The following is an 11237-nucleotide window of genomic DNA, read 5'->3' on the forward strand; positions in this document are numbered from 1 at the left end:
CCAAGCAGACGTGCACAGAAAACAGCAATCAAAGAACGAAATCTGAATCCTGTGCTTGACTTGGAAATGTCCATATAGGACATTTCTATTTGGTTATTAGGTAGGACATTTCTACTTGGGAATAACACAAAAATGGGAGCCTAAGCTCCCATTTTTATTGATGATTTTTTAAATCTTTTAACATTGCTTCACGTAGAATTTTATTCATGCGTGTCTGATAGCCTTTCCCTTGTGCTTTTAACCATGCCAGTACATCAGCATCAAGACGAACAGAGGTTTGTTGCTTCACTGGACGATAAAATTGCCCATGACGAATAGCATTACTCCAGTCTGTAATTTCAGGAATATCTGATAGATCTAGCTGATCGTCAGGAACCGTTCCCTTAGCAAGCAAGCGTTCAATTTCAGCATCTTGCTTGTTACTGAAATTTTCATTCAGCTCTTTGCGTGTATATCTAACCATGCTCATATTGATTTCGCTCCGCCTTAGTTACCTGTCTGGCACTAATTATTCGTATGATTTCACAGTCATCTTCATCAAAGATGGTGTGGGCTACTAGTAGCATTAGTATGCCTTTTACTTTTCCAATGGTCTGCCAACGTTCTTCACCATCGGTATGTCTGTCTTGGATTGAGATCCTCAGCGGATCTTCAAAAATAAGGCTTGCAGTTTCGAAAGAAACATCATGTTTTTTCTGATTCTTTCGATTCTTTGCCTCATCCCATTCGAAATACTGTTCCATAAAAAACATTCAAATTTGTATATACAATAATGTATCACAAAATTGTATTGCTCAAGTTGAGAAGCGTGATTTTTAGTCAGATTTATTGGCAAGAACTATCAAAACCGCTCATAAAAAAACCGACTTGTTTCAAAAGCGGCTTTTAGGTCATTTTGGGATTTTTCTGATTTTAATAAGTAATTGATATTCCAATTAATATACAAGTGTACTTCGTATAAGCTCTATTATGTTAAATCGAGTTGTATTTACCTAAAAAGTGTCTACAGAATTGCTGGCTATTCAGAAATTAATGCTTGCTTTACTTCATCTGTGGTAAGGGGGTTTTCTTTAAGCTCATTAATGGCCTTAGCAATCCTCTTACGGACAGCTTCATTCTCTGAAAGTGAATGCTTAAGTTTATGCTCTTTCTGAGTAGGTAGTGAAGCATTATGAAGAACACCAAAAGCTGCGATTTGAACCCTTGGATTTGTATTTTTTAAATAAGGAATAACAGCGTCTGCCACCTCAATTGGGTTTAATACAGTCAGTGATATAAGAATTGAATATAATGCATCGGGATTCGATTCATTTTGTTTCAACAAAGCAACTAACTTTGGGATTTTATCTTCTCGTGAATATGCAGGATTATTATTAATAGCAATCATCCTTTTCGCCCATTTAGGAGGAGTTCCATAAGGGAGACTTGGCGCATTGCCAGTGGCACGATCATTAGCATTAGGAGTATTACTGTGTCTATATTCGATTTTTGTGGTTTTTGCAGGGCATGGTCTTGTTTACTTAGCTTATAGTATTTTGACAGTACCTTTTAGCTTTATGTTCTCAATTCTTTTAAATCGTTATAGTACTCTTAATTTGCTAACTATCTGTATTAGCTCTTTAATTATTGCTATGCCATTTTTTGTTCTTTTTGGATGGAGCCATACAGGAGAAGTTTTGAAAGAATGGTAGAAGATGTATACCGACACTTGGACTATCTTTATGGCTCTAATTCCAGGCTTGTCTTATTGGTTATTTTTAACTGATTTTAAAGTTAAAGAATTATTTATGAAAAAGATAATTTATTTTAATTGTTTAGCATTTGCTTTTACTTATATATCTTTGTTTTATCAGAAATATATTTTAATTGACCGTATAGTAGTAGATAGACTTGGAAAAGTTGAAGTCATAGGAGGAGGATTTCCATTACAGTTTTTAGTAGATGGTGAAATATCTCCAGGCGGTAGTATAGGTATAGATCCTTTATCTCTTATTGTCGGTTTAGATCAATTCATTTTTTTATATTTTATTCTTGATTATTTATTTTGGCTTGTGTGTCTTTTAGTCTGTTATTTATTTCTTCGAAAGATAAAAGTGAAGTCATAATGTCTAAAATATTTATAAAAATTGGAATCTTACTTATAGGCCTATGCTTACTTCTAGTCTTTAATTCGTACAAAAAAAAGTCAACTCATGATAAAGAAATGGCTGCACAAACAACGACTTTTTTCTTAAATTCACTCTCCAAAAGCGATTCAAAATCAGCACTGAAATATGTTTGGCCCGATGAGCGATTATATGGAGAGTTAAAAAGTCCTGAAAGGTTTCTCTCTTTCAAAGACTCAAAAACTCTAGAAGTAATAAGGGTTAATTATGATTCAGCGAAAGGTAGACCTGAGTACTATCAACAGTTTTATAAAATTATTTCAGTGATGATAAAAATTAAAGTCTTGTATACAGATGATGCTGGCAGTCCAGTAGGTGACAATATTTTATTTATTACTCTTGTGAAAAAATCCCCTCACTCAGATTGGTTAATTACAGAATTGGGTAGTGGACCTTAAAATAGTAATTACTCAATTTACCTAAAATTAACATAATACACCTTATGCGAAGTCAAAAATGGGAGCTTATAGCTCCCATTTTTAGTCTTTAATACGCTTTTTTGCTTCGTCATAAACTATGCTGTCAGCTCGTTTTCCAACGGTGATAAGTAGGATAACTACTTGATCATCTTTGACTTGATAAACTAATCGAACTCCAGCCTTTAATAATTTAATTTTGTAGCAGCCTGCAAGATCGCCTCTAAGCATATTCTTTGGAATATGGGGCTGCTCTATGACTTTGGCTAGTTTCTTTTTAAATTGATCTCGTATAGCGCTAGGGAGTTTTTCCCATTCTGCTGTAAAGTCCTTGTGACGTAAAAGCTTATAAGTCATCTAATGTGACTTCCTCAAACATCTCTTTAGGATCATTAATGCGTTTACGGACAAGAGCCAGTAACTCTTCATCCTCTTCTGAAAGCAAAGCTTTTTTGACGGGCAGCTTCCCAGTCGTAGCAACATATTCAAGAATACTGGTGAAGAAATCCGTAGGTGCAATACCTTGCTCTTTAAGGATGGAATAGGATTTTTCTTTAAGGGCTTCATCGATCCTGAAGTTAACGGTAGCCATCATATCTCCAAGTGTTTAATGTACTAGGAGTACTGTAATGCAAATTGCATTACAAGTCGACTTCGCATAACAGCCATTATGTTAAATGGGAGTAGATGTAGAGCCTAATTAACAAAAATTCTCCAAACCCATTTAAAAATAGTGCTAACCATATTAGGAAATAAATAACCTATAACGAAGCAACTGATTACTGTAAAAATTACAATTTTAGGTGAACTGACCGTAGAGCCTAGATATAGAGAGGAAAATATTGCTAGTCCTAGACCTAGGATGATCCCACCCACGGAGTAGTAAAATGCTGTAATTAATCGTTCAGAATTATTCATTATTACCCCTAAATTTTAATTTTTGATTTTTTAATTAGGATTAAGAGGTTTAAAAATTTTATTAATAATAATTGCTTGAGATATATCGCAAGTATCACTTACCTCTACTTTCCATGAATAATTGCTTTTTTTAAGAGGAAAAGATTCTCCTCCACCATATGCAACTTTATCTCCTAATAAATAAGTTTCCGAGTTTACGTTTAAACTTTTATTCTTTTCATCCCAACTAGCGGTTTTTGTAGCAAAAATAGGAAAGACTTTAGACCCATCTAAAAATTCTAAATATAAGCACTGACCTTGTGTAATAATTTTGCCTTCAGTGTAACTTGCATTATCCGCATCACTTGTATGTTCAATACGTGGAATAATTATATTTGATTCACTTTTTTCATTAAGTGGATTACATGCAGCAAGCATACTCAAACAAAAGAAAATTCCTATTTGTTTCATTCTTAAATTTTCCTAAAATTAACATAATACACCTTATACGAAATGCATTTTTTTATTTCATATAAATCATAGTCTTATGTGCACTAAAACAGCCTAAGCAGTTACTCTTAGGCTGTTTTAGTGATTTTTCGTGTTCCACGCTCAATAAATAAGCAATGTTCCACGGTTTTGTTCAGTTTTATTAAACCTCATCCGGTTTTTTGATGAGTCATTATTTCATGTGCTTGCACTGAAATTGGCTCATCAAAAAATTGGAGTCCTGGCTAACCATAAGGAAGGAAAAAACGGCTCAGGAAGCCCCTTTTTTTAGGTTCAGGCTCAACATGTTCTGGAATAGGGATACGTTTGTTCTCTGTAGTAGTCAATCCGTCCTCTTTAACCTGCTTTAACTGAATATTTGTTGCCATATCAGTTGGGTTTGGCGAAATATTACTTTCAATATTCTCTTTATTAGGTTCACTACTAGTTTTAGGTGGCTTCATTTCAATTAGTGTAAGAAGCGTATCGATACGAGCATTAGCTTTAGCCTCTCTATCTTCTGATTTTTCTAATTGTTTCTTTAAAAAGTCGATCTGATTTTTTAACTCTACTACTGTTTTATCAGTGTATTCGGGTGTATCCAGATTTTGTATTGGAGATGTATTAATACGTTTTGTCTGTTTTCCAGAAAACGGTTCACCATATACACGCAATAATTCTGAAAAGTCTATAAAGCCATCATGATCACGGCTTAATACCCCATTTTTTATATCTTTATAAAGTGTCGCTCTAGATTTTTTATACAGTGTGGCAGCATCACTAACACTGTATTTTGTACTTGTTTTCATAGTGTATTACTGTGTATTTAAGATACGTATTGAAGAATACAATAAGTGTATTCTTCAATACACTCAAGGTTTGAAGCCTAAGTTCCGTAAGTAAGGTAAAAACTGCTTCTGTTGTTTTGGATCTCTAAGTTTTTCCTTGATTTTTGAAGCTAATATTTCATAGCTCTCACCCTCACGTGCTAGATGAGAAAGTTCATGTAGACGCGATAGTTGATTACCAAACATGTTTATCTGAGCATCTGTTAACTTATAAAACTCTTTCGGTATGTCTGTACTTTCCTGACCAATACTTTTTGTTTTTTCTTTAAAAGAAAAAGTAATGTGAGTAACTTTACGACCTGTTTTTTTCTGCTCATACGTCACACGTAAAGGGCTGTATTCATTTATTTGATCTACAGCAGTATCAATTACCCTTTTTTTAAAATCAGCAAATAACGGATACTTTTTACCTAGTTCCAGCATGGTTCGTAGATTATCAACAGAGATTTCACGCTTACCTATTTGTCTGTATTGCACCAGTAACTCATAGATACGGATACCGTACCCACTGTTGATACCTGCGATATCAGATAGAGCATATTTCGTAAATTCTCTACTTAGGTTGGATATAAAAGGCAAAATTGGTTTTGAAAAGCGAATACCAATGACACTTTGACTATCTAAAAACTGAACCTCTTGTACCCATCTCATTTTGATAGATTTATCGTCCACAGAGAGGTTGATAGACCTTTCATAAAGTCTATTAATTCCTTCTTTTAAATCTCTATAGGCTGTTTTCTCGTGTACTCCTAGGAGCTGTAATTCATTAACACTCACTGGGTATAACTCATCATCTGTGATGGGTTGATTCTTTGGAATACGTGAAATGGCTGCTAAGACAATACGTTGCTCTACGGCACTTAATTGATATGAAGCTTCTATAACTTGATTTGATTTTACAACTTGATTCTTATCCAAAATAAAACCATTTAATTTTTAATATATGACAAATATATACTTGTCATAGTTAGTAGTCAATCCGTCATAGTTAAGTAGTCAATCCGTCATAGTTAGTAGTCAATCCGTCATAGTTAGTAGTCAATCCGTCATATTTAAATGCTGAAACCATTGCTACTAAAGGCATACAGAGGGCTGAAAAGATTTAAAAGATTTAAAAATAATTAAAAAAGGAAATTTAAAAAATTGCCCTTGGTTTTCGCTTCGCTCAAACTCTATTGAATCTCGCTTTCGCTCGATTCGTCGGGGCAATTTTTGGTTAATGTTTTCGTGACTTTTAGAAAAAGCAAAAGCAACTCGGAATTCGCTTCGCTCATGAGCTTTTTTTTCTCGCTACGCTCGGTTTAGGAATCAAACTTGAAAAATTCGCACCCATTCGGGATGCTCTGTAAAGTAGGTGATTGATGGATAGGGAGCTTGTAATCAGGGAAAGGGATAAGCAAATTTTTTCAGTTCGCTCGTAGACACTCGCTCTGTTTATCGACTCATGTCACGAGATTTCATTTTTGGCGCATGTTGCTTTGCTTTGAGCTGTTGTTCTTGTCTAAGTTTCATTTGTTGTTCTGCTTTGATCTCATCCACACAGGTTTTGATGGTCCGATAGTTTTTATATAAGTTTTGGTATTGCTCGGCTTTGGTTGGGTGCTGCTTTTGGTACTGTTTCCAGGCATGTTCTTTGAATTTTTCGTTTTCCAATAAATCCTTCACACCATTTTTTTTCTGGTATTCATGTCTGCCTTTCAGTTGTTTATGTTCCTGGTAAATCGCATCACGTTGTGCTTCCCAGGCTTTTTTTCCAAACAGTAAGGGTTTGTTCTGGGTTAATTCGTTGTGTTGATCCACCAGGCTTTGCAATCTGTCATGACTTTGTTTGAGTCCGCTTTTCACGATGTCTTGGGCGAGCTGCTGACTAAACTCGTTTTGATGTTTTTGCATCTTGCCCAGGGTGTTTTCAGCCTTTTTTAAAACATCCTGCATAAAATCCAGGTCTAGATTCGTCTCTTTTGCACTTATTTCGCCTTGTAGCAGTTTGACTAGGGTTTCTCGCTGTTTTTGTTCAAATAGGAATTTTTCGTCAATTGGTGGCGTTTTAGCGCTATTTTTGATCTGAGTCTGCTGTTCTGTTTTCAATGTGCTGAGTTTTATTTCATTTTCAGCAATTAGCATGTCCATATTTTTGCTGTATTGCAGCTGAGCCTGATTTCTTTCTTTGATTTCATCATTGGTTCGGCTGATTTCTGTTTCGATGCCTCTTCTACGTAGTTCGGTGACTTTCGGTCCTTCGTGCAGGGTGGCTTCCAGGCCATTCTCCTGGTCTTTGTAGCTGCGGTGGTCGACCCGGGCGGTGGATCCGGCCAGATCCAGGTGCATATTGCAGATATCGGCAAAGTGTTCGCGCCAGTGTTCGATTTCTCCACTGTGTTTCTGATCCAGTTCCCGGGTTTTCTCGGTGAAGCCTTCTGGCGTAAGTTTGCGTGTGCTCATTAGGATATGGGCGTGATAATTGCGCTCATCACTGCCGGATCCAGTATGCGGTGCATGGATACAGGCATCAACGGCTACCTGATGTCTTTCCACGATGCTGGCACATAATTCTTCGAGCATGGCCAGACGTTGTTCCTGGTTCAGTTCACTTGGAAAGGCAATTTCAAATTCCCTGGCTACAGTCGAGTTTTTTCGGGTTTCCCGTTGTTCAACTTCGTTCCAGAGTCTTTCTCGATTTTTTAAATGCTCTGGTGCACCTTCGGGTAAATAAATTTCTTTGTATTCCACACCGGTTTTTCGGCTGTAGTCATGTTCTCGGCCTTCACGTTCACAATAGATCTTTTCACCTGCTCGATAGGCAATCGCAGCAGTGGCGGAACGCCCTGCTGATCTTGCTACGGTTTTAACTGAAAAGTGGTAAATCGCCATGCCTATTTTTCGCTTTTAAATTTTCACGTAGTGAAATACAACCGTGAATACGGTTGTCGGGGTATTGGGGAGACCCCAATCGGACTTGCAAACGAAGTTTGCATAAGTGCTTTCTTCGAGGAAAACATTACTATACATATAGCACCTTGAATGCATATTCAAGTGCGCTTATGTTAGGGATGGTTTCCCAGGATGATGGTATTGGATTAATGAGCGTTACTGAAACACTAGATAGCAAAATTAAAGCCCAGGAAGAAAAGCTGAAACAGCTTAAAGCTCAAAGACAGGCAGCACTGGCAAGAGAACGTGCTAAAGAGAAAGAACAGGCTCGAAAGGATGATACTAGACGCAAAATTTTAATTGGATCCTGTATGCTAAAAATCACCGAAGATGATGAACAAGCCAGAGCTAAACTAATTGCTCAGATGGATAAGTATTTAACAGATGAGCGTGACCGAAAGCTTTTTAATTTATAAATTTTGAGAGATGAATAGCCACCGATTTTGTAGACACTCTTTAGTTAGATAAAATGGCTAATTAACGAGGTGTTTATGAGCAGTAGCAAACGATATCCTGAAGAATTCAAAATTGAAGCAGTAAAGCAAGTGACTGAAAAAGGTCATAGCGTGTCTGAAGTGGCCACACGTTTAGGTACAACCACGCATAGTCTTTATGCCTGGATCAAGCGTTATGATCCTCAGGAACCTAAAATCACAGACTCTAGGGATGCAGTTTCAGAATTGGCAAAGCTAAAAAAGGAGCTGCAATGGGTTACCGAAGAAAGGGACATATTAAAAAAAGCCGCGGTGTACTTCGCAAGCCAGTCCAAATGAGGTATGCCTTTATTCAGGACAATCAGCGTATATGGCCTGTTCGTCGTTTATGTTCGACTCTAGATGTTCATCACAGTGGTTATTACGCATGGTTAAAGCAACCCACGAGTAAAACTACAAAGAAACGGCAACAGCTTGCAGGCTTGATTAAACAGTTTTGGCTGGAATCTGGAGGAGTCTACGGCTATCGCAAGATTCACTGTGATTTGAAAAACGCTGGCGAAAATTGCGGTATCAACCGGGTACATCGGTTAATGAAAGCGGATGGGCTTAAATCACAGCGCGGCTATCGCAAGCCTAGATCTTATGCAGGTACGCCAAGTATTGTTTCCGCAAACACCTTAGAACGACAGTTTAATCCAACTCAGCCTAATCAGCGGTGGGTAACTGACATTACGTACATTCGTACACATGAAGGTTGGTTATATCTTGCTGTGGTGATTGATTTATTTTCACGTCTTGTTGTTGGCTGGTCTATGAAATCAAGAATGACTACAGATCTGGTGCTAGCTACATTATTGATGGCGCTATGGCGGAGAAAACCAAAGAATAAAGTTCTGATCCACTCTGACCAAGGCAGCCAATACACTAGCCATGAATGGCAAGCATTCCTTAAACAACATAATCTGGAATGTAGTATGAGTCGTGACTTGCGCAGTACACTGCTCATGCCATGATAATGCTGTTGCTGAGAGCTTCTTTCAGTTGCTGAAGCGGGAGCGTATTAAGAAGAAAATTTACGTATCTAGATCAGATGCTCGAGCGGATATATTTGAATATATTGAAATGTTTTATAACTCAAAACGAAGACATGGTTCCAATGGACAACGTTCTCCATTAGATTATGAAAAGGCCCATCAAAAGATGGTTATGTGTGTCTAGAATTTTGGTGGCTATTCAATGACACTAAGTTATTGCAGTAGTATGTTGTTATTGATAAATTTTTTTATGGGAAAAAAATGAAAAAAAATGTAGGAATTATATTTGGAGGAAAATCAACAGAACATGAAGTATCCCTTCAATCTGCAAGAAATATTGTTGATGCTATAGATAAAGAAAAATTTGATGTGACACTGATAGGAATAGATAAAGATGGGATTTGGCATCTTAATGAAAGTACTCAATTTCTACAAAACTCAGATGATCCAAACCTTATAGCCTTACATCCATCTGGAAGAAATGTAGCTTTTATTCCTGGAAAAAGTGAAAAACAAGTTATTGAATTTCAAAATAAAGCCATATCACAGCTAGATGTAATTTTTCCTATTGTTCATGGAACACTTGGAGAAGATGGTTCATTGCAAGGGCTATTAAAAATGGTAAATTTGCCATTTGTAGGCTCTCAAGTATTAAGTTCTGCTATATGTATGGATAAAGATGTATCAAAGAGATTATTACGAGATGCAGGATTAAACGTTACACCATATATAAAATTAACCAAACAAAATAGAATAAATATAGATTTTAAAGTTGCTTGCTCCAAGTTAGGGTTACCATTATTCGTGAAGCCTGCTAATCAAGGATCATCAGTTGGTGTCAGTAAAGTAAATACTGTAGAAGAGTTTGAAATAGCTCTGGATACAGCATTCAACTATGATAATAAGGTATTAATTGAAAAAGGTATTGATGGTAGAGAAATAGAATGTGCTGTTATTGGAAATTACAAACCTATTGCTAGTGTCTGTGGTGAGATCGAATTATCAGATAGTTTCTATTCTTATGAAACAAAATACATTAATGAAAAAGGCGCAAAGGTAACAATACCAGCCAATATATCAACTGAGTTAAGTAAAAAAATTCAAGATATAGCTATCAGTGCATATGAAATTCTGGAATGTACAGGACTTGCAAGAATTGATGTTTTTTTAACAAAAGATGAAACTGTATTTATTAATGAAATAAACACTTTACCGGGTTTCACGAATATAAGTATGTTCCCTAAGTTATGGGAAGAAAGTGGATTGAGCTATTCAAACTTGATCACTTGTTTAATCGAATTGGCTATTGAGCATCATCGAGACCAGAAAAAAATTCAAAATACAGTATTTTAGCTAAAATCAACATAATACATGTTATATGAAATTATTTATTTTATCTTATATAAATCATATGCTTAACTTGAGTCTTTTCAGGGTTCAGCACACTGGAACGGCTCTTTATTGATTTTTTATGTTTTCCGCCTATTCCTTGAGCAATGTTCCACAATTACAATAAGATATTTTAATTATTTAACTATTTTGATAATCCTTTTAAAAATTACAACCTATCAGAATCTAGAAAATATTAATTTTCTAAAAAAGTCAGTGTTATAAAAAACCTGTCCTCTACTGAGAATTTTTTTATGACAATTTATGTTTCGTTCAATGACATTCTATGGGTCGCAAATGACAAACCTTGAGTCGTGTGACGCCTGGGAAGACCGGGAACATTGAAAAAACCCTCAATTTGAATAAAAAGAGATCAATTTTATTGGCGAGACATTACAAACATGATCAAAAAACAGATGCTTTAACAACTCGTGTGTTTTTTGATCTTTATAGTTTGGGGTTTATTTATTTAAGTATTTGATAAGTATAAATATTTAAAAAAGCTGTTATTCCCAAGTAGAAATGTCCTACCTAATAACCAAATAGAAATGTCCTATATGGACATTTCCAAGTCAAGCACAGGATTCAGATTTCGTTCTTTGATTGCTGTTTTCTGTGCACGTCTGCTTGG

General features: G+C 36.0%; 13 protein-coding genes and 2 pseudogenes. 6 read left to right on the forward strand and 9 right to left on the reverse strand.

From position 1 onward, the window contains the following. Nucleotides 1-154: 154 nt before the first annotated feature. The 3 genes from KUG37_RS14050 to KUG37_RS14060 all read right to left on the reverse strand — a co-directional run bounded on the left by KUG37_RS14050 (nucleotide 155) and on the right by KUG37_RS14060 (nucleotide 1387). The gene (locus KUG37_RS14050; RefSeq protein ID WP_086197733.1) at nucleotides 155-469 is read right to left on the reverse strand and encodes a BrnA antitoxin family protein; all 315 of its coding nucleotides are present in this window, start codon (nucleotides 467-469) and stop codon (nucleotides 155-157) included. Next, nucleotides 456-743 carry a BrnT family toxin gene (locus KUG37_RS14055; RefSeq protein ID WP_216938027.1) on the reverse strand — a complete coding sequence of 96 codons (288 nt, stop codon included), beginning with the start codon at nucleotides 741-743 and terminating at the stop codon, nucleotides 456-458. Before KUG37_RS14055 ends, KUG37_RS14050 begins: the two co-directional genes overlap by 14 nt. Nucleotides 744-1018: 275 nt before the next feature. Further along, entirely contained in the window at nucleotides 1019-1387 is a 369-nt protein-coding gene (locus KUG37_RS14060; RefSeq protein WP_216938029.1) for a hypothetical protein, read from the reverse strand. Nucleotides 1388-1475: 88 nt separating this feature from the next. Between KUG37_RS14060 and KUG37_RS14920 the strand changes: the two are divergent. The 3 genes and pseudogenes from KUG37_RS14920 to KUG37_RS14075 all read left to right on the forward strand — a co-directional run. Continuing rightward, nucleotides 1476-1781: pseudogene (locus KUG37_RS14920) on the forward strand (hypothetical protein); the annotation flags it as partial. A 6-nt stretch (nucleotides 1782-1787) separates the two neighbouring features. Further along, nucleotides 1788-2105 carry a hypothetical protein gene (locus KUG37_RS14070; RefSeq protein WP_216938039.1) on the forward strand — a complete coding sequence of 106 codons (318 nt, stop codon included), beginning with the start codon at nucleotides 1788-1790 and terminating at the stop codon, nucleotides 2103-2105. Next, the gene (locus KUG37_RS14075) at nucleotides 2105-2563 is read left to right on the forward strand and encodes a hypothetical protein (RefSeq protein ID WP_216938030.1); all 459 of its coding nucleotides are present in this window, start codon (nucleotides 2105-2107) and stop codon (nucleotides 2561-2563) included. The genes KUG37_RS14070 and KUG37_RS14075 overlap by 1 nt, the downstream gene beginning before the upstream one ends. Before the next feature lie 81 nt (nucleotides 2564-2644). Here KUG37_RS14075 and KUG37_RS14080 read toward each other — a convergent pair whose 3' ends face one another. The 6 genes from KUG37_RS14080 to mobQ form a co-directional block, all read right to left on the reverse strand. Next, nucleotides 2645-2938, reverse strand: coding sequence for a type II toxin-antitoxin system RelE/ParE family toxin (locus KUG37_RS14080; protein ID WP_074947749.1), 294 nt, complete (start codon nucleotides 2936-2938; stop codon nucleotides 2645-2647). Continuing rightward, on the reverse strand, nucleotides 2928-3173 hold the full coding sequence (locus KUG37_RS14085) for a type II toxin-antitoxin system RelB/DinJ family antitoxin (protein WP_000246755.1): 246 nt from the start codon (nucleotides 3171-3173) through the stop codon (nucleotides 2928-2930). Before KUG37_RS14085 ends, KUG37_RS14080 begins: the two co-directional genes overlap by 11 nt. A gap of 356 nt (nucleotides 3174-3529) precedes the next feature. Further along, on the reverse strand, nucleotides 3530-3949 hold the full coding sequence (locus tag KUG37_RS14090; RefSeq protein ID WP_216938032.1) for a hypothetical protein: 420 nt from the start codon (nucleotides 3947-3949) through the stop codon (nucleotides 3530-3532). Nucleotides 3950-4212: 263 nt separating this feature from the next. Beyond that, nucleotides 4213-4776, reverse strand: coding sequence for a plasmid replication DNA-binding protein (locus KUG37_RS14095; protein ID WP_216938034.1), 564 nt, complete (start codon nucleotides 4774-4776; stop codon nucleotides 4213-4215). Nucleotides 4777-4839: 63 nt separating this feature from the next. Beyond that, nucleotides 4840-5733 carry a replication initiation protein RepM gene (gene repM, locus KUG37_RS14100; protein ID WP_004734502.1) on the reverse strand — a complete coding sequence of 298 codons (894 nt, stop codon included), beginning with the start codon at nucleotides 5731-5733 and terminating at the stop codon, nucleotides 4840-4842. Between the two features lie 516 nt (nucleotides 5734-6249). Next, nucleotides 6250-7686, reverse strand: a complete 1437-nt coding sequence (mobQ, locus tag KUG37_RS14105) for a MobQ family relaxase (RefSeq protein WP_216938036.1) — start codon at nucleotides 7684-7686, stop codon at nucleotides 6250-6252. Between the two features lie 209 nt (nucleotides 7687-7895). Here mobQ and KUG37_RS14110 point away from each other — a divergent pair, with 209 nt between their 5' ends. The 3 genes and pseudogenes from KUG37_RS14110 (at nucleotide 7896) to ddlA (ending at nucleotide 10570) form a co-directional block, all read left to right on the forward strand. Further along, entirely contained in the window at nucleotides 7896-8162 is a 267-nt protein-coding gene (locus tag KUG37_RS14110) for a mobilization protein (RefSeq protein ID WP_088749624.1), read from the forward strand. A 75-nt stretch (nucleotides 8163-8237) separates the two neighbouring features. After that, a pseudogene (locus tag KUG37_RS14115) lies at nucleotides 8238-9401 on the forward strand (IS3 family transposase). A 77-nt stretch (nucleotides 9402-9478) separates the two neighbouring features. Beyond that, complete coding sequence (gene ddlA / locus KUG37_RS14120; protein ID WP_216938038.1) at nucleotides 9479-10570, forward strand: D-alanine--D-alanine ligase; 1092 nt, start codon at nucleotides 9479-9481, stop codon at nucleotides 10568-10570. Nucleotides 10571-11237 lie beyond the last annotated feature (667 nt).

Source organism: Acinetobacter sp. BY419 (assembly GCF_019038395.1).
In the GTDB taxonomy this organism is placed as follows: domain Bacteria; phylum Pseudomonadota; class Gammaproteobacteria; order Pseudomonadales; family Moraxellaceae; genus Acinetobacter.